Origin of the sequence: Janthinobacterium kochi, assembly GCF_051380715.1 — a bacterium.
In the GTDB taxonomy this organism is placed as follows: Bacteria; Pseudomonadota; Gammaproteobacteria; order Burkholderiales; family Burkholderiaceae_D; genus Janthinobacterium.
The window spans coordinates 32,907-59,491 of record NZ_JBNYXO010000016.1 but is presented as its reverse complement, the minus strand read 5'-3'; the positions used below and the strand labels follow the sequence as shown (position 1 = coordinate 59,491).

Annotated in this window: 23 protein-coding genes and 1 tRNA gene; 10 read left to right on the top strand and 14 right to left on the bottom strand. The window is 64.5% G+C overall.

Features of this window, described 5'->3' with window-relative positions:
• Positions 1 to 49 precede the first annotated feature (49 nt).
• From ACQ4WL_RS24720 to ACQ4WL_RS24710, 3 genes are read right to left on the bottom strand one after another with little or no spacing between them, the layout of a single operon-like run.
• Complete coding sequence (locus tag ACQ4WL_RS24720) at positions 50 to 409, bottom strand: nucleotide pyrophosphohydrolase (protein WP_436512109.1); 360 nt, start codon at positions 407 to 409, stop codon at positions 50 to 52.
• Entirely contained in the window at positions 406 to 867 is a 462-nt protein-coding gene (locus ACQ4WL_RS24715) for a GNAT family N-acetyltransferase (protein WP_436512108.1), read from the bottom strand. The genes ACQ4WL_RS24720 and ACQ4WL_RS24715 overlap by 4 nt, the downstream gene beginning before the upstream one ends.
• 37 nt (positions 868 to 904) lie before the next feature.
• Positions 905 to 2,347: a cytochrome P450 gene (locus ACQ4WL_RS24710; protein WP_436512107.1), complete on the bottom strand. Its 1,443-nt coding sequence runs from the start codon at positions 2,345 to 2,347 to the stop codon at positions 905 to 907.
• Positions 2,348 to 2,461: 114 nt separating this feature from the next.
• Here ACQ4WL_RS24710 and ACQ4WL_RS24705 point away from each other — a divergent pair, with 114 nt between their 5' ends.
• Positions 2,462 to 3,319 carry a helix-turn-helix domain-containing protein gene (locus tag ACQ4WL_RS24705; protein WP_436512106.1) on the top strand — a complete coding sequence of 286 codons (858 nt, stop codon included), beginning with the start codon at positions 2,462 to 2,464 and terminating at the stop codon, positions 3,317 to 3,319.
• Positions 3,320 to 3,351: 32 nt separating this feature from the next.
• Here the strand turns inward: ACQ4WL_RS24705 and ilvB are convergent, their stop codons facing one another.
• A complete protein-coding gene (gene ilvB / locus ACQ4WL_RS24700; RefSeq protein ID WP_436512105.1) occupies positions 3,352 to 5,112 on the bottom strand; it encodes a biosynthetic-type acetolactate synthase large subunit in 1,761 nt (586 codons plus the stop codon).
• A gap of 99 nt (positions 5,113 to 5,211) precedes the next feature.
• Between ilvB and ACQ4WL_RS24695 the strand changes: the two genes are divergently transcribed.
• The gene (locus ACQ4WL_RS24695) at positions 5,212 to 5,673 is read left to right on the top strand and encodes an Lrp/AsnC family transcriptional regulator (protein ID WP_101483722.1); all 462 of its coding nucleotides are present in this window, start codon (positions 5,212 to 5,214) and stop codon (positions 5,671 to 5,673) included.
• Positions 5,674 to 5,777: 104 nt separating this feature from the next.
• Positions 5,778 to 8,276, top strand: coding sequence for a TonB-dependent receptor (locus ACQ4WL_RS24690; RefSeq protein WP_436512104.1), 2,499 nt, complete (start codon positions 5,778 to 5,780; stop codon positions 8,274 to 8,276).
• Here ACQ4WL_RS24690 and ACQ4WL_RS24685 read toward each other — a convergent pair.
• Together ACQ4WL_RS24685 and ACQ4WL_RS24680 are read right to left on the bottom strand one after the other, a co-directional pair.
• Positions 8,273 to 8,926, bottom strand: coding sequence for a response regulator (locus ACQ4WL_RS24685; protein WP_436512103.1), 654 nt, complete (start codon positions 8,924 to 8,926; stop codon positions 8,273 to 8,275). The genes ACQ4WL_RS24690 and ACQ4WL_RS24685 overlap by 4 nt on opposite strands.
• Entirely contained in the window at positions 8,923 to 9,834 is a 912-nt protein-coding gene (locus tag ACQ4WL_RS24680; RefSeq protein WP_436512102.1) for a histidine kinase, read from the bottom strand. Before ACQ4WL_RS24680 ends, ACQ4WL_RS24685 begins: the two co-directional genes overlap by 4 nt.
• Before the next feature lie 46 nt (positions 9,835 to 9,880).
• On the opposite strand from ACQ4WL_RS24680, the gene ACQ4WL_RS24675 reads away from it, so the two are divergent.
• The 6 genes from ACQ4WL_RS24675 to ACQ4WL_RS24650 all read left to right on the top strand — a co-directional run bounded on the left by ACQ4WL_RS24675 (position 9,881) and on the right by ACQ4WL_RS24650 (position 16,422).
• Complete coding sequence (locus ACQ4WL_RS24675) at positions 9,881 to 10,135, top strand: hypothetical protein (protein WP_436512101.1); 255 nt, start codon at positions 9,881 to 9,883, stop codon at positions 10,133 to 10,135.
• Positions 10,136 to 10,263: 128 nt separating this feature from the next.
• On the top strand, positions 10,264 to 11,079 hold the full coding sequence (locus tag ACQ4WL_RS24670; protein WP_436512100.1) for an NF038120 family PEP-CTERM protein: 816 nt from the start codon (positions 10,264 to 10,266) through the stop codon (positions 11,077 to 11,079).
• Between the two features lies 1 nt (position 11,080).
• Positions 11,081 to 14,245 carry a S8 family serine peptidase gene (locus ACQ4WL_RS24665; RefSeq protein ID WP_436512099.1) on the top strand — a complete coding sequence of 1,055 codons (3,165 nt, stop codon included), beginning with the start codon at positions 11,081 to 11,083 and terminating at the stop codon, positions 14,243 to 14,245.
• Positions 14,246 to 14,368: 123 nt separating this feature from the next.
• On the top strand, positions 14,369 to 15,022 hold the full coding sequence (locus tag ACQ4WL_RS24660; RefSeq protein ID WP_081344927.1) for an AIM24 family protein: 654 nt from the start codon (positions 14,369 to 14,371) through the stop codon (positions 15,020 to 15,022).
• Between the two features lie 47 nt (positions 15,023 to 15,069).
• Positions 15,070 to 15,681: an AIM24 family protein gene (locus tag ACQ4WL_RS24655; RefSeq protein WP_436512098.1), complete on the top strand. Its 612-nt coding sequence runs from the start codon at positions 15,070 to 15,072 to the stop codon at positions 15,679 to 15,681.
• Between the two features lie 3 nt (positions 15,682 to 15,684).
• A complete protein-coding gene (locus ACQ4WL_RS24650) occupies positions 15,685 to 16,422 on the top strand; it encodes an AIM24 family protein (protein ID WP_436512097.1) in 738 nt (245 codons plus the stop codon).
• Between the two features lie 135 nt (positions 16,423 to 16,557).
• On the opposite strand, the gene ACQ4WL_RS24645 is transcribed toward ACQ4WL_RS24650, so the two are convergent.
• Together ACQ4WL_RS24645 and ACQ4WL_RS24640 are read right to left on the bottom strand one after the other, a co-directional pair.
• Complete coding sequence (locus tag ACQ4WL_RS24645; RefSeq protein ID WP_436512096.1) at positions 16,558 to 17,364, bottom strand: enoyl-CoA hydratase; 807 nt, start codon at positions 17,362 to 17,364, stop codon at positions 16,558 to 16,560.
• Positions 17,365 to 17,406: 42 nt separating this feature from the next.
• On the bottom strand, positions 17,407 to 18,036 hold the full coding sequence (locus tag ACQ4WL_RS24640) for a head GIN domain-containing protein (RefSeq protein WP_436512095.1): 630 nt from the start codon (positions 18,034 to 18,036) through the stop codon (positions 17,407 to 17,409).
• A 178-nt stretch (positions 18,037 to 18,214) separates the two neighbouring features.
• Between ACQ4WL_RS24640 and ACQ4WL_RS24635 the strand changes: the two genes are divergently transcribed.
• Positions 18,215 to 18,772 (top strand): flavin reductase family protein, encoded by a 558-nt coding sequence (locus ACQ4WL_RS24635; RefSeq protein ID WP_436512094.1) that lies wholly within the window; start codon positions 18,215 to 18,217, stop codon positions 18,770 to 18,772.
• Between the two features lie 60 nt (positions 18,773 to 18,832).
• Here the strand turns inward: ACQ4WL_RS24635 and gdhA are convergent, their stop codons facing one another.
• The 6 genes from gdhA to ACQ4WL_RS24605 form a co-directional block, all read right to left on the bottom strand.
• On the bottom strand, positions 18,833 to 20,176 hold the full coding sequence (gene gdhA / locus ACQ4WL_RS24630) for an NADP-specific glutamate dehydrogenase (RefSeq protein ID WP_436512093.1): 1,344 nt from the start codon (positions 20,174 to 20,176) through the stop codon (positions 18,833 to 18,835).
• Between the two features lie 206 nt (positions 20,177 to 20,382).
• On the bottom strand, positions 20,383 to 21,630 hold the full coding sequence (locus ACQ4WL_RS24625) for a DUF819 family protein (RefSeq protein ID WP_436512092.1): 1,248 nt from the start codon (positions 21,628 to 21,630) through the stop codon (positions 20,383 to 20,385).
• Between the two features lie 184 nt (positions 21,631 to 21,814).
• Positions 21,815 to 23,176, bottom strand: a complete 1,362-nt coding sequence (gene trhP, locus ACQ4WL_RS24620) for a prephenate-dependent tRNA uridine(34) hydroxylase TrhP (RefSeq protein ID WP_436512091.1) — start codon at positions 23,174 to 23,176, stop codon at positions 21,815 to 21,817.
• 22 nt (positions 23,177 to 23,198) lie between these two features.
• Entirely contained in the window at positions 23,199 to 25,670 is a 2,472-nt protein-coding gene (locus ACQ4WL_RS24615) for an acyl-CoA dehydrogenase (protein WP_436512090.1), read from the bottom strand.
• Positions 25,671 to 25,813: 143 nt separating this feature from the next.
• The gene (locus ACQ4WL_RS24610; RefSeq protein WP_071079608.1) at positions 25,814 to 26,146 is read right to left on the bottom strand and encodes a hypothetical protein; all 333 of its coding nucleotides are present in this window, start codon (positions 26,144 to 26,146) and stop codon (positions 25,814 to 25,816) included.
• Between the two features lie 282 nt (positions 26,147 to 26,428).
• A tRNA-Phe gene (locus tag ACQ4WL_RS24605) sits at positions 26,429 to 26,504 on the bottom strand.
• Between the last annotated feature and the right edge of the window lie 81 nt (positions 26,505 to 26,585).

The window sequence follows — 26,585 nt, the reverse complement described above, 5'->3', positions numbered from 1 at the left end:
GCCTGGATGCTACGCCTTTTTAGGCAGCAGCCACGCACGGATGGGTGTATCAGTACGCGCTATACTTGCGCGCGTCGCCGCGCACCTGCTGCGCCGGGTATTTCTGCGCGTTGAGCACCATCTTTTCCAGCACGGCCGCGTGCAGGTCGACACCGCTCTTGTCGGCCAGGCGCACCAGGTACATCAGCACATCGGCCAGTTCGTGGCGGATGCCCGCGCGCTTTGCATCGTCGAGTTCCGCATCCGCGCCCGTCGGCAGCCACTGGTAGTGCTCGGCCAGCTCCGCCACTTCCACGGACAGGGCCATGGCCAGGTTTTTCGGCGTGTGGAACTGGTCCCAGTCGCGTTCCCCGGCAAAGGCGCGCAGGCGTGCGCGGATGTCGAGCAAGCTGTCGGTGGGCGCGTTCATGCAGCCACCTGCAGCGGTTTTTCCATGAAGACACTGAATGGGTCGTCGGGATAGTCGCCGTACGGTCCGCGCTGTTGATAGCCGTGGCGCGCGTACAGGGCGATGGCGGCGGGCTGGTGGATGCCCGTCTCTAACGTCAGCAAGCGGCAGCCGCGCGCCAGCGCCTGCTCTTCCAGCAGGGCCAGCAGGCGCTTGGCCAGGCCCAGGCCGCGGCTGTCCGGGTGCACGTACATACGCTTGACCTCGCCAAAGGCGGGCGTGACGACGATGGCGCCGCATGCGCGCGCCGTGCCCGCAGCATCGCGGGCGACGGCAAACAGCAAGCTGTCCGGCGGCACGGACGCCAGATCCAGCGAATAGACGCACTCGGCCGGATACAGGGTTTGTTGATATGCATCAAGCTCGGCGATCAGGGTTTGCACGTCGGCTTGCTGCGGCGATTCCGGGCGGATTGTCATGGGGGGAACTCAAGTGAGTATGATTTCCCCCATGGTATCACTGCGGCCGCGCCAGGCGCATCGTCAGGCCGATGGGCGACATCACGAAACCCATCAGTTCTTGCGCCTCGCCGCCATCGGGTGTATCGACGCCGGCGATGTCGAAGCTGCCCAGCAGCATGGCCATGGCGATCTTGATTTCCAGCAAGGCCAGGTAGCGGCCGGGGCAGGTGCGTACACCGGCGCCGAAGGGCATGGCGGCGCGCTTGTTGTTGGCCTCGCTGCTGTCCTCCAGCCAGCGCTCGGGCTGGAAGGCCTGCGCATCGGGGAAGTGCGCATCGGAGACGCTGTCGTGGCGCATCACGCACCACAGCAGGCTGCCGGCGGGGACGGCCACGTCGCCCACCACCGTGTCGCGCAGCGCTTCGAGCGGGATATAGGGCGCCACCGGTTTCAAACGCATGGCTTCGCTGGCGCACGCGCCAAGGTAGTCGAGGCTATCCATTTGCGCCAGGGTGAAGTGCGCCACGTCGGGCGCCAGGCGCCGCACTTCCTCGCGCGCCTTCGCCAGGGTGGGCGGATGGCGTTGCAGCAGGTAAATCATCCACGACAGCGTGTTGGCCGTCGTGTCTTCGCCGGCCAGCAGCATGGTCAGTACATTGCCGGCCACGGCGCGGTCGTCCACGCCGCTGTCGGGCTCATCGGCGGCGGCGATCATGGCTTCGAGCAGGTTGGGCGGGCGCACGCGCCGCGCGGGATCGCGCTCCAGGCGGGCACGCGCTTGCCGCACCAGGTCGGCCACGGCCACGTCCAGCGCTGCCACGTCGCGGTCCAGGCGCCGGTCGACTGGCAGTTTGAAGTAGCGCCAGTACGGCAGCATCGACAGGCTGCGCCGCGCCACGGCGGGCAGGATCGCGTCCAGGTGGCGCTGGATCACGTCCTCGCCCGATTCGAGCGTATTGACTGCCGTGCCGAAGGCCAGGCCGGCGATGATGTCGACCGTGTAGCGTTTCAGGTCGCCATCGAGGCCGATCGCCTGGCCTTGCGTGGCGGCAAGATGCCAGCGCCGCTGCAGGCGCTGCGCCACCGTCACCAGTGCGGGGAAATACGCCTTGATGGCGCCCGGCGCCATGCCGGCCATGACCATGCGGCGCTGGTTGCGCCATTGTGTGCCCTCGGCCAGGAACAGGCCGGGGTTGCCGCCCATTTCCTCGGACACGATATAGCTCGACAGCGGACGCCGGAAGCCGTCCGGGCGGTCGCGCAGCACGGCCGCCACGGCTTCGCTGTCGGCCACCACCAGCACCAGGGTGCGGCCGAACCAGGCACGCACGTAGGGGCCATAGTGCCGCACCCAGCCTTCCACGTCGCGGTGGATACGCGGCAGTTTCACTTGCAGCGCGTTGCCGATGATGGGCAGGGCGAAAGGCCCTGGCAATTGACGGATCTGCCGCAGGGGTGCGGTGGTGGCGGGCGCGGCGACGTGGTCGAGTGGTGGCATGGCAAGCTCCTGTTGTAGTGGGAACGATGACATGACTGTAGCGCGCTTGCGTTCGCGCGTCTTGAACGAATACGACATCGTGCGCAGCCAGAAATTGCCGGTACAATCGTCGCCATGCCTGCCGCCCTTACGCCCCTGACCCGCCTGATCGCGCCGCGCACCGCGCTCGCTTCCTGCGTGCGCGCCTTCCTCGTGCGCGACACCACCGGCTGCGCGCCGTTGCCGCCAGCGCAGCGCCTGAACCGTTTTCCTGCCACGCCCATGTGCTGCCTGCTGTGGACCGTCGCGGGCGAGGTCGAGGCGGCGGCGCCCGGCCCTGACTTGCTGCATGTGCGCATGCCGCCCGCCCTGTTCAGCGGCCCGCGCGGCTATCCGCTGGTCAGCTACAACCCCGGCCCCGTGCACTCGTTCATGGTGATGCTGTATCCGGCCGCCCTGCATGCGCTGACGGGCATCGACATGGCAGTCCTGTTCGACCAGGTGCGCCCGCTCGAACCCCTGTTCGACGCCGACTGGCTGGCACTGTCCGACGCCGTGCTGGCCGCACCCGACGACGCGGCGCGCATCGCGCTGGTGGAAGCGTTCCTGGCGCCGCGCTGGGCGATGGCGCGCAAAAGCGGCGACCATCCGGCCGGCGCCATACAGGACTGGGTGCGCCGCCTGGGCGTGCAAGCGGCATCGACGGGCCTGGCCAGCGGCGTGCGCAATATCGAGCGCCGCATCAAGGCCTGGGCCGGCCAGCCCATGCGCACCTTGCGCCGCATGCGCCGCGCGGAACAGTCGTTTCTCGACGCGCGCGAGGCCATGCTGCAAGGCAATGCCTCATGGAGCGATATCGCCGCCGAGGGCGGTTACGCTGACCAGGCCCACCTGTGCCGCGAGGTGCGCGCCATCACGGGCTTGAGCCCCACCGAACTGGCGCGTGCCAGCCGCGATGATGAAAGTTACTGGGTCTATAGAATATGGACGTAGGTCGGATGAGGTCCGAAGGACCGTCATCCGACCTACCGCTCGCTGTACACTTTTCCCTTGGATAAGGTGACCTCATGCTGCCCCGCGCCGGGCGCCAGCATGGGGAAGCAGTTTTCCTCGCCATGCACGCGCACGTCGAGGAAGTACGGACCTTCGGACGCCAGGCAGGTAGTTAATGCCGCATCGAGTTCCTCGCGCCGGCTCACCTTGTGCGCCTGCCAGCCAAACGCGCGCGCCAGGGCGACGAAATCGGGCAGCGCTGCCGTGTAGCTGTGGCTGTAGCGCTCGCCGTGGTGCAGTTCCTGCCATTGGCGCACCATGCCCATATAGCCATTGTTCGACAATACCACTTTGACGGGCAGGCGGTGCTGCGTGGCCGTGGCCAGTTCCTGGATATTCATCAAAATCGAGGCGTCGCCGCTGACGCACACCACGCATTTTTCGGGATGGGCGATCTGCGCGCCGATGGCGGCCGGCAGTCCATAACCCATGGTGCCGGCGCCGCCCGAGGTCAGCCAGCGGCGCGGCTGCTCGAAGCGCAAGTGCTGCGCCGCCCACATCTGGTGCTGGCCCACGTCGGTGGAGACGATGGCGTCGACGCTATCCATTCTGTCCAGCGCCGCCTGCAACTGGCGCATCAGCGCCTGCGGCGCGATGACGTCGGGCGTGTCGTCGAACGCCAGCGACTCCTGCGCGCGCCAGCCATCGATGCGCTGCCACCACGGCTGGCGGTCCGCCAGCAAGCGTCCACGCAGCTGCGCCAGCAATGCAGCCAGCACGGGTGCGCAGTCGCCGCGCAGGGCCACGTCGGCGCGCACCACCTTGCCGATCGAGGCCGGGTCGATATCGATGTGGATGATTTTCGCGCCGGGGCAGAAGGCGTCCAGACGGCCCGTGACCCGGTCGTCGAAGCGGGCGCCGACGCAGACGATCACATCGGCATGGTGCATGGCCAGATTCGCTTCCAGCGTGCCGTGCATGCCCAACATGCCGAGGAAGGCAGGGTGCGAGGCGGGAAAGGCGCCCAGGCCCAGCAGGGTCAAGGTGCAGGGCGCGGCCGCCAGCTTCACCAGTTGTTGGAACGCAGCGCAGGCATCCAGACCGGAATTGATGAGGCCTCCGCCGCCATAGAACACGGGCTGGCGCGCGGAGGCGATCAGGCTGGCGGCATGTTCGAGGTCGGCGCTATCGGGCATGGCCGCTGCGGTGGCGGTAGCGGGCGGCAGCGGCGTGTTTACCGCGACCTGCGCCAGCTGCATATCCTTGGGAAAGTCGATCAGCACGGGACCGGGCCGGCCTTGCGTGGCCTGCGCGTACGCTTCCTGCACCACGGCCGCCGTCTCGTCGGCCGTGCGGATTTGCCGGTTCCACTTGGTGACGGGGCGCGAAATGCCCAGCGCGTCGCATTCCTGAAAGGCGTTGGTGCCGATGCTGGTGGTGGCCACCTGGCCGCTGATGCAGATGACGGGAATCGAATCGCACAGGGAGTCGAGCAAGCCCGTGGTGGTATTGCTCATGCCGGGGCCGGACGTGACGAAGACGACGCCGGGCCGGCCCGTGCTGCGCGCATACCCTTCTGCCGCGTGCACGGCTGCCTGTTCGTGGCGCACCAGCACATGGCGCAAGCGGGGCTGGGCGTGCAGCGCGTCGTACAGCGGCAGCACGGCGCCGCCCGGATAGCCGAAGACGGTGTCGACGCCCAAGGCGAGCAGGGTATCGATCAGGGTGCTGGCGCCGTTGCGCGGCGCAAGATCGTGGGCGGGAGCGAGGAGGGGAGCGGGATCGGGTTTCATGGGTCTATTTTCTGCTTGCCCCGGCAGAAAAGGCTGCTGTTTTTCTCGTATAAAATGATATGTTCAGTAAAATTTGCTGTGAAATAAGGATATGACAGAATGAAGCTCGACAAATTCGACCTCGCCATCCTGACGGCCCTGCAGCAGGATGCCCGCATCAGCCTGCACGAGCTGAGCGCCAGGGTGGGTCTGACCTCGTCGCCATGCTGGGCGCGCATCAAGCGCATGGAAGACGATGGCGTCATCGAAGGCTATACGGTGAACGTCAACGCGGCCAAGGTGGGGCTGGCCGACACCGTCATCGTGCAAGTGACGCTGGACGACCATTCCGATCAGGCACTGTTCGAATTCGGCCACGCGCTGGCCATGATCCCGGAAGTGCTGGAAGCGTTTCTCGTCTCCGGCGACTACGATTACTACCTGCGCATTGCGGTCAGCGACACGCGCGACTATGAACGCCTGTTGCGCGAGCGCCTGTATAAAATTCCCGGCATCCGCCACAGCAAATCGAGCTTTGTCTTGCGCCAGCTCAAACAGAGCTACTTGCCGCTGCAGCGCTGACTTTGTTACCCCTTCCCTGCACGGCGGGAATTTTTCCCTAGTTCATCCCTGGTGGCTGTCCGATACTGGACGCAATAAAAACCACTATAAAAACGGGGATACGCATGAAACTGACTTTATTCGCCGCAGCTGCCATGGCGCTGTGCCAGGCGCAGGCCGCCGAGCCGGCTGTCGCCAGCCTGTCCGCGAACCTGGCCGCAGCGGGCGACTTGCCCACCGTCATCATCACGGGCAGCATGCCGCTACCCAGCGTGGAGCAGCCGCGCGATGCGCTGGCCTCGCCCGTGCAGACGGCCAGCGCGCAGCAGATCGCGCGCAGCGGCGCGCTCGATATTTCCGCCTTCATGCGCCGCAATCTGGGCAGCGTCTACGTGAATGAGGTGCAGAACAATCCGTTCCAGCCCGACGTCAGCTATCGCGGCTATACGGCGTCACCGCTGCTGGGCACGCCGCAAGGCCTGTCCGTGTACCTCGACGGCATGCGCCTGAACCAGCCGTTTGGCGATGTCGTCAGCTGGGACTTGATCCCGCGCATGGCGATCGAATCGCTGACCCTGATGCCCGGCTCGAACCCCCTGTTCGGCTTGAACACGCTGGGCGGCGCGCTGGCCCTGCAGACCAAGGATGGGCGCAGCAGTCCCGGCACCGCCATCGAGGTGCGCCTGGGTTCGGATAAACGGCGCGGCGTCGAAGTCGAGCATGGCGGCAGCAACGCGCAGGGCTGGCACTGGTATGTGACGGGCAACCGTTTCAAGGAAGATGGGTGGCGCGACGATTCGCCGTCGGACGTGCGCCAGGTCTTCGGCAAGCTGGGCTGGAGCGATGCGCGCACCGATATCGGCGTCACCGTGGCCCACGCGGACAATGCGCTGACGGGCAATGGCTTGCAGGAGCAGCGCCTGCTGGCGCGCGATTACCGCAGCGTCTACACCAAGCCGGATTTGACGGAAAACAAGTCGACTCTGCTGAACCTGACGGGCAAGCACCAGGCCAGCGAGGCCTTGTTGTTGTCCGGCAATGTGTACTACCGCAAGATCGACACGCACACGTTTAACGGCGACCTGAACGACGAGTCGCTCGACCAGTCCGTCTACCAGCCCGGCGCGGCCGAACGGGCGGCGCTGGCGGCGGCCGGCTACACGGGCTTTCCCGCCAGCGGGGCGAATGCAGGCAATACGCCGTTTCCGAAGTGGCGCTGCCTCGGCAACGTGCTGTTGAACGATGAGCCGGCTGAAAAATGTAATGGCATGATCAATCGCAGCCATACGCAGCAGGAAAACTATGGTTTCTCGGGCCAGTTCACCGTGCTGGCCGATCTGGCGGGAGCGCGCCATGCCGTCACGGCCGGCGCCGCCTACGACACGAGCCACGCCACCTTTCGCCAGACCAGCCAGTTCGGCTACCTGAACCCGGACCGCAGCATCACGCCCGTCGACTTCTTTGCCGACGGCACGCAGATCGATGACGATGGCACGCCGGTGGACAACCGGGTCGACTTGAGCGGGCGCATGCGCACCTGGAGCGTGTATGCGAGCGACAGCATTGCGCTCAATCAAGCATTGACGGTGACCGTCTCGGGCCGCTACAACCGCAGCACGGTGCGCAACCGCGACGCCATCACGCCCGGCGGTGGCAGCGGCTCGCTCGATGGCGACCACCGTTTCAGTCGTTTCAATCCCGCCATCGGCCTGGCGTATGCGCCAGCGGCCGGCATCGGCGCCTACCTCGGCTACAACGAAGGCAGCCGCACGCCGACGGCCATCGAACTCGGTTGCGCCGACCCGGAAAACCCGTGCCGCCTGCCCAACGCCATGGCCGGCGACCCGCCATTAAAACAGGTGGTGACGAAGACGTGGGAAGCGGGCGTGCGCGGCAAGCTCGCCAAGGTGGCCCGCTGGAGCGCGGGCGTGTTCCGCGCGGAAAACCACGACGATATCCTGTTCGTGGCCGACAACCAGGCCGGTTTTGGCTACTTCAAAAATTTCGGCAAGACGCGCCATCAGGGCGTGGAACTGGCGGCCGATGGCAAGACGGGCGCGCTGGATTTCGGCGTCAACTACACGTGGCTGCAGGCGACGTATCAAAGCCGCGAAGTGGTCAACGGCAGCGCCAACAGCAGCAGCGATGCCGACGCGCCTGGCCTGGAAGGCAATATCGTCATTACGCCGGGCAAGCGCATTCCCCTGACACCGAGCCACATTTTCAAGGCGCACGTGGATTATCAGGGTGGACGCGACTGGACGGTGGGCCTGGCCATGGTGGCCGTGTCGAGCGCCTATGCGCGCGGCAATGAAAATAACCAGCACCAGGCAGGCGGGCCATCGTACCTGGGTTCTGGCAAGAGCGCCGGCTACGCCGTGGTCGAGCTGAATGGCAAGTACCAGCTGACGCCAAGCCTGAGCATATTTGCCCAGGTGAATAACTTGTTCGACCGGAAATATGCGACGGCGGCCCAGCTGGGCGCCACGGCTTTCGACGCCAACGGCAATTTCGCCGCCCGGCCGCTGCCGGCCGTGGGCGGCGACTATCCGATGGTCAACGCGACCTTCTATGCGGCCGGCGCACCGCGCAGCGTGAATGTGGGTATGCGCTACGCGTTTTAAGGGTGGACGTGTTCGATGACCCCGTTACGTAAGGCCAGGTGGACCAAAGCGGCGGGGCCGGGCACGTCGAGCTTTTCCTTGATGCAGGTCTGGTGGTTGGCCACCGTCTTGCTGCTCACGTGCAGCAGGCGGGCGCAGTCGGCGGCGCTGCGGCCTTCGGCCAGCAAGCGGAAGATTTCGAATTCGCGCTGGCTCAGGCTGCTTAAGCGCTGCGCTTCCAAGCTGGCCGTGCCCTGCAGCACGCTGGGCGCGCTGTGCGGATCCAGGTAGCGCCGGCCCGCGTGGGCGGCGCGCACGGCGTCGACCAGGTGTTCCGGGTCGGCCTGCTTGCTGACGAAGCCGCAGGCGCCGCCGTCAAACGCGCGCGCGATCAGCTGCGGCGTGTCGTGCATGCTGAAGACCAGCACGCGCGCAGCGGCGTCGCGGGCGAGCAGCTTGCGCAGCAATTCCAGGCCGCCGATGCCGGGCATGGACAAATCCGTCACGCAGACGTCGGGCGCCTGCTCCAGGTACAAGCCATACGCCGTTTCGCCATTGCCTGCTTCGGCCACGACGGCGATGTCGCCGCCCTGTTCCAGCAGGCGCCGGTAGCCCGTGCGCACCACCGGATGGTCGTCCACCAGCATCACGCGGATCGGGCGCATGTTCATGCGGCGCTGGCCGTCAATGGCATGGCCACTTCGATGCGCAAGCCGTTGCCCAGCGCGCTGATCCAGCGGATATGGCCGCGCAGGCCGGCCACTCTTTCACGCATCCCCAGCATGCCGAAACCGGGATCCTGCTGCCTGTCCTGGCGCAAACCCTGGCCATTGTCTTCGATGGACAGGTGCAGCAAGCCGTGCGCATCGGCGCGCAATTCCACCGTGGCATGGTCGGCGCCGGCGTGGCGTGCCACGTTCGTCAAGCCCTCCTGCACCAGGCGGTAGATGGCTGTGGCGGTGCTGTCGTCGAGGCCGGCGGGAATGGCGTGCGGGGCGAAACGGCAAGCGATGCCGTGCTGCTGCGCCCAGCTGTCGCACAGCGCCTGCAGGGCTGCTTCCAGGCCCAGGCTGTCGAGCACGGGCGGGCGCAGCCGGCGCAGCATGCTGCGCACCATCGCATGCAGCGCTTCTGCAGAGCGGGCGATGCTGGCGGCGCACGCTTGCACATTTGCCTGGTCGCCGGCATTTGCGCGCAGGATGTAGCTGGCGGCAGCGCGGATGGCCGTGCAGTCTTGTCCCACTTCATCGTGCAGTTCGCGCGCCAGCGCGCAGCGTTCCTCTTCCTGCGCGCGCAGCAGGCGCTGCGTGAGGGCGCGGTTTTGCACCAGCAGGAGGGCCACCTGGCGTCCGCGCCGCACGGCAAAGCCGGCCAGCGCCAATACCAGCAGCAGCAGGCTCAGGACCAGTTCATCGAGTTGCCAGTGCTCCTGGCGCCAGAGGGCGTGCGTCAGCCGTTCGGCCAGGTCCAGCCTGGTGGCCAGCAGGAAAAAAGCCAGCGCCAGCGCGCAGCACATGATGCTGCGATGGGCCTGGCGCGTGCCGGTGCGGCCGCTGCCGGCCAGTTGGTCGTGTTGCATGATGCTGCTCCCTGAGCGCGGTCGATGTCCTTGTTGTGCAAGCTTCATGCCATCGGCACTGGGGGCGCAAGGGGCGCGTCTCGTGGAGAGCCGGCAGACCAGGCAGTGTTCCAGGATGGAACAGGTGTACCGCGATGTGACGGTGCAGCAAGCGCGGATATCGAGCTTATCTGAAGTCGCGTCGGCACGCTGGCGCGCACGCCTGGGTCGCCATGAATTGTTGTTAAAATGTAACGTTGAGATTCCTCAAGCTTTCATAGATAAAACAAAACAAAGTTTCGCAGAGTTAGATAAAAAATAAATAAATGATATTAAAAATATGATATTTATTTTATGCAATTTGCTATATTTGTTGACACTTTTGTGAAAAAGCTGAAAGCGGGCGTCAGACCTGCCGACCTATCTATCCACAACAATCAAGGGAATAGAATGAATCGTTTATCACATGCGCGGGTATCGCCCGCCACCGCCAATCCGCCCGCTACCCGCGGTCGCTCCACCGTCCTTGCCGCGCTGGCCACCTTGTCCGTGCTGGCTTCGGCGCCGGCCATGGCCGACGTGCTGAGCTTCGACTCGCTGCGTCCCGATATCTATGAAAGCGGCCAGACGCTCAATACGTCGAGCTACAACCTGCTGTTCCTGGCTGACCCGACCACGGCGGCCGGCGGCGGCGTCAGCGGCGTCGGCGCCATCCTCGATGGCCGCGCGGGCTCGTCGTGCGATATCGCCGCCTGCCCGCAGGGCGCCACCGGCAATTACCTGGCCATCCTCAACGATGGCGGCGTGAACTTTTCCCGTGCCGACAACCAGGCATTCATCCTGGCCGGTTTCGACTATTCCTTCATCGCGCCCGTGACCGGCTTGCCGAACCAGAATTGGGGGCAGCTGCAACTGCGCGGCACCCTCAGCGACGGCCAAGTGGTCAGCACCTCGCTGGCGTTTCCCGGCCAGGGCAGCGATGGCAATTACTTTTTCCAGAGCGCTTCCCTGCTGGGCGGCTTCAGCAACCATGTCTTCACGGGCCTGACCTTCAATGCGTGCATCTTCAACGACACGGGCGCCTGCAGCAATTCCCTCGATTTCCCCGCCTTTAACCAGGGCCAGTTTGCGCTCGACAATATCAATATCAGCGCCGTGCCGGAACCGTCGACCTACATGCTGATGCTGGCCGGCCTGGGCGCCATCGGCATGCTGTCGCGCCGCCGCAGCGGCAAGTTCGCCGCTACCACCGTGCAAGGAGCGTGAGATGAAATTACGTCCCGTTTCACTCGGTATCCTCCTGCTGGCCGCCAGCCTGGCGCAAGCGGCGCAGGCGCAGGAACGCCGCTCCTACATCGTGCAACTGGTCGACAAGCCGGCCGCCACCTACACCGGCCAGGTCAAGGGCCTGGCCGCCACCAGGCCGGCCCCGGGCGCGCGCATCGATGTGGGCGCCGCCGACGTGCAGGCCTATCTGAGCTACCTCGACAGCAAACAGGCCGCCGTGGCCGGCACCGTCAGCGCGGCTGAAATCACGCACCAGTACAGCGTCGTCTTCAACGGTTTTTCCGCCTTGCTGACGGACGATGAAGTGCGGGCCCTGAAGAAGAACAGCGGCGTGGCCAGCATCAGCGCCGACTCCATCCTGCAGCTTGACACCAGCTACACGCCCAGCTTCCTGGGCCTGGACAAGCCGGGCGGCATCTGGGAACAGCTGGGCGGCAAGGCGCACGCGGGCGAAGACATCATCATCGGCATCGTCGACAGCGGCATTTGGCCCGAGAACACGGCCTTTGCCGACCGCCTCGACGAGAACGGCGTGCCCAGCCACAGCGGCAACAACGTCGTGTACGGCGCGCCGCCGGCCAGCTGGCAGGGTACGTGCCAGACGGGCGAGGGATTTTCCGCCGAGAATTGCAACAATAAGCTGATCGGCGCGCGCTACTACCGCGCCGCCACCTCGGCGCTGCACTGGACGGAATTTTTGTCGCCGCGCGATTCCGTTGCCGGCCTGACGGGACACGGCGGCCATGGCACGCATACGGCCTCCACGGCTGGCGGCAACAATGGCGCCATCGCCACCTCGAACGGCGTGTCGCTGGGCAAGGCGTCGGGCATGGCGCCGCGCGCCCGCATCGCCGCCTATAAAGTCTGCTGGACAGCCGCCTCGACGGGGCGCAACGGCTGCGCCACAGCCGACAGCGTGGCCGCCATCGACCAGGCGGTCAAGGACGGCGTGAATGTCATCAACTTCTCCATCGGCCCGAACGCGGGCGGCGGCGCTTTCGACGAACCGACGGAAGTGGCCTTCCTCGGCGCGGCGGCAGCGGGCGTGTTTGTCGCCACGTCCGGCGGCAACTCCGGCCCGGCCACGCCCGCGCCGGATGTGCCGGCGCCCGTGTCACACATCAGCCCGTGGCTGGCGACAGTCGCCAACTCCACCCACAACCGCCTGTACGCGGCCAACGTCACTCTCAGCAATGGTGCCAAGCTGGAGGGCGCGTCGAGCAATGCGAATACGCCGGCGCTGCCGCTGATCCAGTCGCGCGACGCGGGCCTGGCCGGCGTGCTGCCGACGGATCTGAATTTGCTGCGCTGCTTCGGCGTGGCCGATGCCACCTCGGCCTATCTGGACCCGGCGAAAGTGGCGGGCAAGGTACTCGTGTGCGACCGTGGCGGTAACGTGCTGGTCAACAAGAGCGCGAACGCCAGGACGGCGGGCGCGGCTGGCGTGATCATCGCCAACGTGGCCGGCGGCGCCAACACCGTCATCAACCAGGCGCACGCGCTGTCGACCGTGCACCTGGCGCAGGCGCAGGGCGACGCGCTGAAGGCTTTCATGGCGGCGACGCCCGATGGCACGGCGGCGCTGGGTGAAGTGCATACGATCCCCGACACCACGGTGCAGGCGCCGATCGTCAGCGACCGTTCCTCGCGCGGACCGAACGTGGCCAACGCGAACATCCTGAAACCCGACCTGTCGGCGCCCGGCACCAACGTGCTTGCCGGCGTGACGGCCGACCTGACGCAGGCGCAGCGCGATGCCGTGGCGGCCGGTGGCGTGGCGCCGTCGGTCGAGTGGGATTTCTATTCCGGCACCTCGATGGCCAGCCCGCACGTGGCCGGCGTGGCGGCGCTGCTCAAGCAGCAGCATCCGGGCTGGTCGCCTGCGGCCATCAAGTCGGCGCTGATGACGACGGCCTTCAGCACCTATTCGGATGGCTTGAATGGTTCCGTGTCGTGGGATGCCACGGCGAAGAACTCGGGCCAGCTGCCGTGGGGCCAGGGCGCCGGCCACATCGCGCCGAATAGCGCGGCCGATCCTGGCCTCGTGTACGACATGTCGGAAATCGACTATGCGCGCTTCCTGTGCGGCCTGAACCTGAAGGTCTACAGCGCCGCCACCTGCCAGGCCATCGGCAGCATCGCTGCCTACAACCTGAACCTGGCGTCGCTGACGGCGGCCAATGTGCTGGGCACGCAGGTATTGACGCGCACGGTGACCAATGTGGGCGCCAGCAGCGCCGTCTACAACGTCTCGGCCAGCCTGCCCGGCTATACGGTGGCGGTGACGCCAACGACCCTGAACCTGGCGCCGGGCGCCAAGGCCCAGTACCAGATCAAGCTGACGCGCACCACGGCGCCGGCCAATACCTGGACTTACGGCGCCTTGAGCTGGACGGATGGCACGCACACGGTGCGCAGCCCGCTGACGGCGCGCGGCACCTCGCTGGCCGCCATCCCGCTGGTGAAGAGCGAAGCGGCCACGGGAAGCAAGGTGCTGACCCTGGGCACGGGCTTCACGGGCGCGCTGGTGGGCGTCAAGTCGGGTCTCGTCGAAGCCGTGCGTGAAGCGCGCACGATCGGCCAGGCAGCGACGGGCGCTGCCGCATCGGCTGCCTGCAAGGCCGGCGGCGCGACGGGCGTGAACGTGCACAACGTGGTGATACCGGCCGGTACCCTGGCGGCGCGCTTTGCCACCTACGATGCGGAAACGACGGGCGGGGCGAATACCGACCTGGACATGGAGGTCTACAACGCCGCCAATGTGCTGGTCGGCAGCAGCGGCAATGAAAGTTCCAATGAGCAAGTGGAACTGCGCCTGCCCGCCGCTGGCACCTACAAGGTGTGCGTGATCGGTTTCGCGCCGCAAAACGGCCAGGCCGATTACACCTTGTCGTCGTGGGTGCTGGCGCCGGGCTTGTCGAATGGCGGCTTCAAGGCGCTGATGCCGGGCACGGCCTACACGGGCGGCACCGCGTCGGTTTCGCTGAGCTGGTCCAATCTGGCCGAAGGCAAGCGCCACCTGGGCGCCGTCGGCTACCAGGTGGCCGGCGTGCTGCAGGGCGTCACGGTGGTCGAGGTCAATACCAATGATCCCGTGCCGCTGTTGCAGAACGCGCGCGGCGCCAGGCCGGTGCTGGCTGAATAAGGCGTTCTTTGCGTGAACGCAAGGCGTGCCTCCGGGCACGCCTTTTTTTATGCGCCCACACCCCCGTTCGGGAGGAATAGCACTTGCGTGGCGGTAACGCCCCCGGTATCTTGTCGGATAGCCATGGCTTTGTGCCCTGGCATTCTTGGGGAGTCGCGCGTGACCAGTTTCCGCACCAATACCGACCGCCTGCTGGAAGTGCGCCTGCAGGATGAAAAAGTGCTGGCGATTGCCGGCGCCATGGTCGCCTATACGGGCAGCATCAAATTTGAAAAATCCCTGCTGGGCGGCGAGGGCATCTTCGGCGCGCTCAAGCGCAAGGTGACGAACGAAGGCATGCAGGTGATGCAAGCTTCAGGCAGCGGCACGGTGTTTTTTGCGCAGAATGCGGCCGAGATCACCGTCATGGCGCTGGCCGGCGAAAAGCTGACCATCGAAAGCAGCAGCCTGCTGGCCTATGACACCAGCCTGAAGACGGGCACCAGCTTTGCCGGCTTGCGCGGCGCCAGCTCGGGCCAGGGCCTGTTTTCCACCACCGTCGAGGGCCATGGCAACCTGGCCGTCATTTCGCGCGGCAATCTGATCATGCTGGAAGTGACGCCGGCGCACCCGCTGCGCGTGGACCCGGACGCCTTCGTCGGCTTCAAGGGCGACATCCGCCAGGAATTCGTTTTCGACGTCAACTGGCGCACGATGATCGGCCAGAGCTCGGGCGAATCGTACCAGCACAAATTCACAGGCCAGGGCGTGGTATTCATCCAGCCGGCCGAACGTTAAGTTAGCGAGGACCCGCGATGCCTGTCTATCAGCAAATCAATGAAAAGATGCTTGAGGTTAAACTCGGCAATGAAGAAGTGTTCGCGCGCAAGGGCGCCATGGTGTCGTACCAGGGCGACGTGGCGTTCAGCCGCTCCTTCCTGGCGGGCCAGGGCGTGCAAAGTCTGGCCATGCGTGCCGTCACGAATGAGGGTTATGCCATGATGTCGGCGCGTGGCACGGGCAGCGTGTTTTATGCGCAGGGCGGCCTGTTCGTCAGCATCGTCCCCGTGCGCGGCGAAACGTTCTATGTGGAAAGCGATTCCCTGCTGGCCTTCGATGCGCGCCTGACGGCCGGCACTATGTTCCTCGGCAACCAAGGCGGCGTGCAGGGCGTGGTGCGCGGCATGGCCTCGGGCCAGGGCTTGTTTACCACCACCTTGCAAGGCACGGGCGACGTGGCGATTTTGTCGGATGGCAATGCCATCGGCTTGCCCGTCACGCCGGACGTGCCCGTGTTTGTCGATCCGCAAGCGTATATCGGCCACACGGGGCAGCTGAGCTCGACCATCGTCACGGACCTGAACTGGAAAACCTTCGTCGGCCAGGCGTCCGGCGAATCGTACCAGGTGAAGTTCACGGGCCAGGGCACGGTCTACATCCAAGCGAGCGAAAGGTAAGCCATGACGATTTACACTCCCGATACCTTGCCGAAGAACGATAACCTGAACCGTTTTTCGTATGTCATCGACGTCAAGGAACAGATCTTCGTTCGCAAGGGCAAGATGATCGCCTTCTATGGCGAGCTGCGCTTCGAAGCCATGGGCAGCAGCGTGCTCGACCTGATCGTGCGCAACGCCTTCAATGCGCCCAAATACATCCACCACTTTGTCGTGGCGCAAGGGCAAGGCCAATTGATTTTGGGCGACAACGGCAACGACCTGGCGTGCTACGATCTGGACAACGCCAACATGACCATCCGCGCGAAAAACCTGCTGGGTTTTACCAAGGACGTGATTTGCCAGGAATCGACCTTGCCCGGTTATCTGACCATGATCGGCACGGGCAAAGTGATCGCTTCGTCGAACGGCCCCGTGCATTTCCTCGAGTTGCCGTGCCGCGTGGACGAACAGGCCGTGCTGGGCTGGGCCGATTGCCCCAGCCCTTCGTATCACTACGATTACGCCCACGTGCAGGGCTGGGCTTCGGCCGCCGGCGCGCTCACGGGTTTCAGTTTATCTGGCGAGGAAAAGCAGATCGACTTCACGGGCGCCGGCACGGTGCTGGTGCAGTCGTCCGAGCTCGATGTGACGGGCAGCTCGACCCTGATGCAGCTGCTGGCGCACTTGCCGCTGCTGGGCAAGGAAGACCTCGGTACCTTGAGTCTTTCCGTGCAGCAGCAGATGAAGGACAGTCGTTAAGACTATGGAGTCCAAGAGTACCTGACAGAACCGTAGCGAGCGGAAGGGAGAGGTAGCCGAGAAGCGCAACCGTACTAAAGTACGGTGAGCATCGCAGGCTGCCTATACCGACGCGCAGTAGGTTCGGTCAGGTACTCAAGGCCGCGCCCAGCTGGGCGGCCGCTTCTCTAAAAAGGCGGTGACGCCTTCGTCCGCATCCTCTTCCATCATGTTACGCGCCATCACGTCGCCGGCATAGGCGTAGGCCTCGTCCAGCGGTAGCTGGCGCTGCCGGTAGAACATCTGCTTGCCATAGCGGATAGCTGTCGGGCTTTTCGCCATGATTTGCTGCGCCAGGCGCGCCACGGCCTCGTCGAGCGCCGCGTCGGCCACCGTTTCGTTGATCAGGCCCCAGTCGGCGGCCGTGTCGGCATCGATGAAGCGGCCCGTCACCAGCATGTCGAAGGCTCGCTTGGGCGACACATTGCGCGACAGGGCGACCGATGGCGTGGCGCAGAATAGACCCACGTTGATGCCGGACACGGCAAAGCGGGCGGACGCGCCCGCCACGGCCAGGTCGCAGCTGGCCACCAGCTGGCAGCCAGCCGCCGTGGCGATGCCATGCACGCGGGCAATCACGGGCACGGGCAAGGCCTGAATGGCTTGCATCACGCGCGAGCATTGCGCGAACAGGGTTTGATAAGAATCAAGCTGGCGCGTGGCTTGCATCTGGCGCAAATCGTGGCCCGCGCAAAAGGCCTTGCCTTCGGCGGCCAGCACCACGCAGCGCACGTGCGGCTGCTGCGCGATGGCATCGAACGCCGCTTGCAGCGCCGTCAGCATGGCTACCGACAGGGCATTGAATTGCAGCGGACGGTTCAGGCGCAGGGTGACGAGGCCACCCTCGTCCTGGCGCAGCACCAGCGGTGCGTCGGTAGCTTGGGTCTCGGGTGTTGCGCTCATGCGGTCTCCAGTGGCCTGACGGCCTTGTTGTTCTAGGAAATCTTATTTGGCGGCATTGACGCTGCCGATGCCGGCGACCGACTTGTGCACGATCTTCGGCTTGCCGTAATACGTCAGTTCGCCCATGCCGCGCACCACGGCGTTCAGTTCTCCCGAGGAATACACCTTGACTGAACCGATGCCGTCGAAATTGACGTCGACGTTTTTCGCCAGCAAGGCTTTCGTATCGACTTCGCCCACGCCTTGCGCCTTCAGGCGCAGCCAGTCGACCTGGCCATCGGCGGCCAGGCGGCCCGCGCCCTTGTAGCTGATGTCGACTCTTGGACCATGGAGCTTGGTCAAGATCTTCTCGCCCGCGCCTTCCGCGATCAGCTTGCGCAAGGTGGGCATGGTGATGATGACCCGCGGGTCGCCCTCCGTTTTCTTGATATCCTTGTCCTTCATGGAAATTTTCAGCTCGCCATCGACCACCTCCGTGATCACGCCGCTGAGGAATTTTTGGTCGCCGCGCAGCAGCAGGCTTTGCTCTTTGCCCGATTCGACTTCGATGCTGATGGGGCCGCGGATATCGATGGCGTTGAAGGCGCCGACCGTGCGGGTTTGCTCGTCGGCATGCGCGAGGGTGGAGAGGCAAGCCAGGGACAGGACGGACAACAGGAACAGAGGGCGCATGGCGGTTTCCTTGAGTAGTTGATCAGTGTATTCTATTGTGCAACATCTCCATTGGGGAGAAATTTGCGACGAACTGCACAAATCGCGGCGCGGATGACACGCTGCCGCCATCGGCCAGCCGCGCGCCCGGCCAGGCGCCGTTGGGCTATGCTATGGCGTACCGCGTCCAGGAGACCAGATGAAAAATTACCACAAAGAAGATTATCCCGTCGCCGATATCCGTCGTTTCCTCGAACCGGGGCCGGTGGTGCTGGTCAGTTCAACGTGGAATGGTGAAAGCGACGTCATGACGATGGCCTGGCACATGCTGATGGAATTGTCGCCATCCTTGCTGGGCTGCTTCATTTCCGACGCGAATCACAGCTATGAAATGATCAAGCGCAGCATGGAGTGCGTGATCAACCTGCCCACGGCCGACATGGTCGACCAGGTGGTCGCCATCGGCAATTGCAGCGGCGCAGACACGGACAAGTTCACGGCCTTCGGCCTGACGGCCCAGCCGGCCGAGCAGGTGGGCGCGCCCCTGATCGCCGAGTGCTACGCCAACTTCGAATGCAAGCTGGCCCAGGTGGCGGGCAATCCGAAGGGCGGCTTCTTCATTTTTGAGTGCGTGAAGGCCCACGTGGCCACCTCGCCCAAGCTGCCCGAAACCCTGCACTACCGTGGCAACGGCGAGTTCATGGTGTCGGGCCGGACCATCAGCCGCAAGAGCCTGATGAAACCTGAAATGTTGTAAGCGAACACTGCCGGGGTCTGACCCGTCGGGTCTGACCCGTCGGGTCTGACCCCGGGCGCGTTAAATCACCCCTTGCGCCAGCATCGCGTCGGCGACTTTCACGAAGCCGGCGATGTTGGCGCCATCCACGTAGCTGACGGTGCCATCGGCGCGCGTGCCGTATTGCTTGCACGCCGCATGGATGCCTTGCATGATCTGCAGCAAACGCGCATCGACTTCTTCGCGCGGCCAGGAAATGCGGGCCGCGTTCTGGCTCATTTCCAGGCCCGACGTGGCCACGCCGCCCGCATTGCTGGCCTTGCCCGGCGCATACAGCACGCCGGCCGCCTCGAACGCCTTGGCCGCCTCGATGGTGGTGGGCATGTTGGCGCCTTCGGCCACGCATTGCACGCCATTGGCGATCAAGGTGCGCGCATCGTCGATGTTCAATTCATTTTGCGTGGCGCAGGGCAGGGCGATGTCGACCGGCACATGCCATGGCGACACGCCCGCTTCGAAGCGCACCCCCGTGCGTTCGGCGTAGTCGCTGACCCTGCCGTACAGATGATTCTTGATTTCCATCAGGATGGCCAGCTTTTCCGGCGTGAAACCGTCTTCATCAATGACGGTGCCGCTCGAATCGGAGACGGTGATGACTTTCGCGCCCATGGCCATGGCTTTCTCCACCGCGTATTGCGCCACGTTGCCCGAGCCGGACACGGACACGCGCATGCCTTCGAACGAGCGGCCCCGCGTTTTCAGCATTTCTTCGGCAAAATACACGGTGCCGTAGCCCGTCGCTTCCGGCCGCATCAGCGAGCCGCCAAAGCTGGCGCCCTTGCCCGTAAACACGCAGTCGGCACGGTTGCTGAGTTTTTTCATCATGCCGGCCATGTAGCCCACTTCACGCCCGCCCACGCCGATGTCGCCGGCCGGCACATCCGTGTCCGAGCCCACATGGCGGAACAGTTCGCTGACGAAGGCCTGGCAAAAGCGCATCACTTCGCCCGGGCTCTTGCCCTTCGGATCGAAATCGGCGCCGCCCTTGCCGCCGCCCATCGGTAACGTGGTCAGCGCATTCTTGAACGTCTGTTCGAAAGCGAGGAATTTCAGCACGGACAGGGTGACGGAAGGATGGAAGCGGATGCCGCCCTTGTACGGCCCGATGGCCATGCTGTGCTGGATGCGATAGCCGCGATTGACTTGCACTTGCCCATGGTCATCGACCCACGACACGCGGAACATGACCACGCGCTCGGGCTCGATCAAGCGTTCCAGCAAGCCTTGTTCCGCGTATTTCGGGTGCTGCTCCAGGAACGGCCACAAGCTCTCCATGACTTCGGTGACGGCTTGCAGAAACTCGGGTTGACCTGGATTGCGTGCGGCGACATGCTGGACATACTCGTGAGCAGATGCGTATTTCATCAGAATTCCATGGAGGTAATCGGTTATTTGGGCAACTATCATCGCAGATTTCGCACGAAAATGGTGCGGAAATTTGGTTTTGAGGGGTTTCTGCTACATGGTGGTGATTTTTTAGGCGCGGTGGCCGATGCTAGTGGTAAACGACAACGCCAACCCGAAGGTTGGCGTTGTCGTTGCGGGCTTGACTGGTCAAGCAAGGATCGGTCTCACCCCGCCATGCTGCGCAGAATCAAACCCGTGATGTAGGCGCCGTAGGTGCCCAGCGCGTAGCCGAGCACAGCCAGCAGCACGCCCACGGGGGCCAGGGACGGGTGGAAGGCGCTGGCGATGACGGGGGCCGAGGCGGCGCCGCCGATGTTCGCTTGCGATCCCACGGCCATGAAGAACAGGGGCGCGCGGATCAGCTTGGCGACGAGCAGCATCAGGCCGCCATGCACGGCGATCCAGATCAGGCCCAGCAGGAACAGGAAAGGCTTGTCGAACAGGGCTTTCAAGTCCATGTGCATGCCGATGGTAGCCACCAGCACGTACAGCATGGCCGAGCCGATGGTCGAGGCGCCCGCGCCTTCCAGGCTGCGCGCGCGGGTAAAGCTGAGCAGCAAGCCGAAGGTGGTGGCGAGCACGACGATCCAGAAGAAGTTCGACGTCAGGCTGTAATCCTGCAAGCGCCACTCGGCCGGCAGGGTGGCGATCCAGCTGATGATGGGGCCGGCCAGGAAGTGCGACAGGCCCGTCACGCCCAGGCCCACGCCGAGGATGATCATGATGTCGGTCAAGGTGGCAATGCGCGCGTGCTGGGCGCGGTAGCTTTCGATGCTGTCCTTGAGCGCATTGATGGCCGTCAAATCGGCACCCGTCCAGCGGTCGAAGGCGCCCGCGCGGCCGGCCAGGAACAGCAGCACGGCCGTCCAGACGTTGGCCACCAGCACGTCGACGGCGACGAACTGGCCGAACAGCGTGGCATCGACTTCAAACACTTCCTTCATGGCCGCCTGGTTGGCGCCGCCGCCTATCCACGAACCGGCGACAGTCGTCATGCCGCGCCAGGTGTCGCCCGCCACCGTTTCCGGGTGGATCAGACGCAAGGCTTCGAACGAGACGAGGGCGCCCAGCATCACGCCCAGCGTTCCGGTCAAAAACATGATGATGGCCTTGGGGCCGAGGCGGATGATGCCGCCGAAATCGATGGCCACGCACAGCAGCACCAGCGCGCTGGGCAGCAGGTAGTCGCGCGCCACGGCGTACAGGCCGGATGCATTGCCGTCGATGATGCCGAAGGTGTTGAGCAGTGCCGGGATCAGGTAGCATATCAGCAAGGAAGGAATATACGTGTAAAACTTTTTCCAGAAGCCGTCAGTGCGGGAGGCAGTCCAGAAGACGGCCCCCAGGGTCATGGCAAGCAGGCCTAGGACGACGGCATCATTGGTGATCAGGGCGGTAGTGGCAGGTGGCATCGGGGATTCCGGTGAACGTGTCAGGGACGCACGGGATGCCGATAAGGCCCCCGGGCGCGGGGTGGCCGTATCGTATAGCAATGTTGAAGCCTAAACAAATTATTTAGGCGGTGATGCGCAGATTTTTACTTGTCAAATCAAACACTTGTGGACCGGTTTGCCGATGCCACCGCCAGACTGGCGGTTACAAATAGCGCGCCAGCAAGGCCTTGTCGAGGGCTCCGTCGAGTTCGATGCGCACGAAGTGGCCACTGCCGGGCGCCACCTGGATCTCGTTACCATCATCGCTGAGCATGCGGGTAATGATGAAGTCGCGGTTGCCGCCCGGATGCAGGGCCTCGATGCGGTCGCCCACGGCGAAGCGGTTTTTCACTTCCACCCTGGCCCAGCCGTCCGTTACGCCCAGCACGTCGCCCACGTACTGGCTGCGGTCCGCTTCGGACGCGCCGCGCATGTAGTTCTGATGCGTCTGGGTATGATGGCGTTGATAGAAACCGTCCGTGTAGCCACGGTTGGCCAGGCCTTGCAGCTGGCCCAGCAGGCCAATATCGAAAGGGCGGCCTGCCACGGCGTCATCGATGGCCTGGCGATAGACTTGCGCCGTGCGCGCCGCGTAGTACAGCGACTTGGTACGGCCCTCGACCTTTAGCGAGTCGACGCCGATTTTCACCAGGCGCTCGATGTGCTCGACGGCGCGCAAGTCCTTCGAGTTCATGATGTAGGTGCCGTGCTCGTCTTCGAGGATCGGCATCAGCTGTCCCGGGCGCTGGGCTTCTTCAATGAAATAGGGCTGGTCCGCCAGCGGGTGGCGCGGCTGCTGGTGCAAGGCGGAAAAGGCGTTGTTGTCGGCCTCGGCCAGCGCCTGGTGAAATTCCAGGGGCACCACCTGCATGCCTCCCAGGTCGCCGCTGGCGTCTTCGGACGCATTTTTCACCTTGTAATCCCAGCGGCAGGAATTCGTGCAGGTGCCCTGATTCGGGTCGCGGTGATTGAAATAGCCGGACAGCAGGCAGCGGCCCGAATAGGCGATGCACAGGGCGCCGTGGACGAACACTTCCAGTTCCATCTCCGGGCAGCGCTGGCGGATTTCCTCGATCTCGTCGAGCGACAGTTCGCGCGACAAAATCACGCGCGTCAAGCCCAGGCGATGCCAGAATTTTACATCGGCCCAGTTGACGGCATTCGCCTGCACCGACAGGTGCACGGGGATGTCCGGCCACTTGTCGCGCACCATCATGATCAGGCCCGGGTCTGCCATGATCAGGGCATCGGGACGCATGGCGATCACCGGCTCCATGTCGCGCAAGTACGTCTTCAGCTTGGCATTGTGGGCGAAGATATTGCTGGCAACAAAGAATTGCTTGCCGCGCGCATGCGCGCCATCAATTCCCTCCTGCAAGGCTTGCAAGGTTGAAAAATCGTTATTGCGCACGCGCAAACTGTAGCGCGGCTGGCCCGCATAGACGGCGTCCGCGCCGTAGTCAAAGGCGGCATGCATCTTGGCCAGCGAGCCGGCAGGCAGGAGTAATTCGGGAGCGTGGCGCATGGAGGGGGCAAAGCGGGCCATTCTATGCGTGCAGGCGCGGCGACGCCTTGCCTTGGGTCAAGGGATTGACATCTGGCGCCATCTGGCTCTCCGTCATCGTCGTGTGCGCGGCCTTGGTAGCGCTCGTGCCGGGCTTGCCGCTGGCGTCAACCACGCCTGCATCATCGCGGGGATAGGAACCCAGCGTTTCATGCGCTGCGGCGGGCGTAAAATCGTCGACCTGTATCAAGCCGTCGACCAGGCGCGCATATTCCAGCAAGGTATTGTGCTCCTGGCAATTGACGGTGCCTGCGGCCTTGGCCGCGGCCAGCCACTGCTGCATGGCGGACAGGCTTTGCGGCAGGTGCCGCAGGGCCGCGCCTTCGGGCGTGTCTTTCAGGCGCTTTTCCATGGACAGCACTTCCGGCAGCAAGACCAGTGCCCGCTCGGCGCAAGCCACGGGATCGCCGCTGTCGCTGGCCACATGGCCGTCGGCCAGCAGGCGTTCGCGGTCGGCGCCCGGCGTTTGCAGGGCCAGCGCCACTGCGCTGCCCAGTTCGTCGGACGGCGGACGGTGGGGCAGGCCGAAGGGGAACAGAACCGTGCGCAGCAGCACGGCCAGCACGCGCGCGGGGAAATTGTCGAGTACGCCCGTCAAGCCTTGCTGCGCCTTGAGCAGCGCATCTTGCAGCGACCAGTGCACGTAGGGCAAGTCGGCTTCGGGGCGGCCGTCGTCTTCGTAGCGTTTCAGCACCGACGAAGCCAGATACAGCTGCGCCAGCACGTCGCCGAGACGGGCGGACAGCCGCTCGCGGCGCTTGAGCTCGCCACCGAGCACGAACATCGACATATCCGTCATGACGGCAAACGCCGTCGACATGCGCGTCAGGGCGCGGTAGTAGGGCGCCAGTGCGGGCGCGCAGGCGTCGGGTACGGCCGCCAGGCGCGCGCCGCCCAGCCCGTACCAACATCCCCTGGCCAGGTTGCCCAATACAAAGCCCACGTGGCCAAAGAAGGCCGCGTCGAAATCCCGCACGGCTTTGCGGCCATCGCTTTCGCTGACGGCGGCCATTTCCCTGAGTACATATGGGTGCGCGCGAATGGCGCCCTGGCCGAAGATGATCAGGCTGCGCGTAAGGATGTTGGCGCCTTCGACCGTGATGGCGATGGGGATTTGCTGGTAGGCGCTGGCCAGGAAATTGTTGGGGCCCACGCAGATGCCCTTGCCGCCGAGAATATCCATGCCGTCATTGACGAGCGCGCGTCCCCGTTCCGTGACGTGGTATTTGACGATGGCGGAAATGACGGCCGGCTTTTCGCCCAGGTCGACGGCGTGCGCAGCCAGGGTGCGGGCCGCATCCATCAGGTACAGGTTGGCGCCCATGCGGGCCAGCGCTTCCTGTACCCCCTCAAATTTGCCGATTGGCATGTTGAACTGGCGCCGCACGGCCGCATACGCGCCGGTGCCGCGCACGGCCATCTTGCCCATGCCCACGCTGGACGAGGGCAGAGATATTGCGCGCCCCGCCGCCAGGCATTCCATCAGCATGCGCCAGCCTTTGCCCACTTGCGCCTGGCCGCCGATGACCCAGTCGATAGGGATGAAGACATCGTTGCCGGAGGTGGGGCCGTTCTGGAACGCGGCATTGAGCGGGTGATGGCGCCGGCCGATTACCACGCCGTCGTGGCTGGCGGGGATCAGGGCGCAGGTGATGCCCGGAGTTTCATTCTCGGACAGCAAATGTTCAGGATCGCTGGTCTGGAATGCCAGGCCCAGCAAGGTCGCCACGGGCGCCAGGGTGATGTAGCGCTTGTTCCAGGTGAGGCGGAAACCCAGGGTGGTGCGCCCCTCATGCATGCCCATGCACGCCACGCCCAGGTCGGGAATGGCGGCCGCGTCGGAACCCGCATACGGGCTGGTGAGGGCAAAGCAGGGAAGCTCGGTGCCGGCGGCCAGGCGCGGCAGATAGTAATCTTTCTGGGCGTCGGTGCCGTAGTGCAGCAGCAGTTCGGCCGGCCCCAGCGAATTGGGCACCATCACGCTCACCGCCAGCGCCGAGCAGCGGCTCGACAATTTCATGACCACTTGCGAATGCATGTAGGCGGAGAACTGCTTGCCGCCGTATTGTTTCGGGATGATCATGCCGAGGAAGCCCTGGCTTTTCATGTAGGCCCACGCTTGCGGTGGCAAGTCGAGTTGCTGCTGCGTTTCCCAGTCATTGACCAGTTCGCACAAGCGCTCGACGTCGTGCTCAAGAAAATGGCGCTCCTCGGTCGTGAGCTTGGCGCGGCCATAGGCATGCAGCTTTGTCCAGTCGGGCCGGCCGGAAAACAGGTCGGCATCCCACCACGTGGTGCCCGCCTCGAGCGCGTCGCGTTCCGTGTCGGACATCGTTGGCAGAATGCGCTTGAACAAGGCCAGCAGGCGCGGAGCGAGCAGGGCGCGGCGCGCGGGGCCGGGCGCAAACAGTGCAAGCAGGCCCAGCAGGGCCACCATCAGTATGATCGTCAGCATGCGATATCTCCCTGTGTAATAAGAACAGGGTAGGCCGATATGGCCGATGCTACTGTGCGGTACAGCGCATACGCACAACGCCAACCGCAGGGGTTGGCGTTGTGCGGGAACAAGGTTCCCGGTGCTTCACGGCGCTAACGGTATTAGCGTTGCGGAACGACAATCACCGTGTCGCCCGTCTCGCCCGTTTTGCCCTTGGCGCCATCGTCGCCCTTGGCGCCTTCGTTGCCTTGTGCACCAGTGGCGCCCTTGGCGCCGTCATATCCTGCGGCACCGCTGTCGCCGGTCTGGCCCGTGGCGCCGGTAGCGCCAGTCGCACCGGCGGGCGCGTCCGCACCCGGGGCACCCGTTGCGCCGGCAGGGCCAGGCGCGCCGGGGACGACTTGCACGACGGTGGGCGCCGGTGGCGCTTCGCGCTGGCAAGCGGTCAAGGCGAGGGTAGAGGCGAGCGCGAGCAATATCAGGGTAGGTTTCATGATGCATCCTTTGGCAGTGTGCCGTTATGTACGGAACGGCTCGACGGCGTCGGGCGCGAGTTTCGCATGGCAGGGAGAGATGACCAGGTGACCCGTCTGCCGTATTGCGCAGGGCGCTGGCGGCGGGATGGGTGTGTGGTCTGCCTGCAGCATGTTCCCTTGCGCGGCTGCAGTCCGTACGTTTGCGTACATAGCTGGCGATGGATGGCATGACGTTGTTTGCAGGCGAAAACAAAAAAGCCAACCCGAAGGTTGGCTTTTTGTTATGTACTGCTGAATTCTTGGTGGCCCGGGGCGGAATCGAACCACCGACACAAGGATTTTCAATCCTCTGCTCTACCGACTGAGCTACCAGGCCAAGGCGGCGAATTATAGCAGAAAGACTTTCCACCTGACCAGAGCTAGCTGTGTTCAAATGCAACAGATGGCAAAAACATGG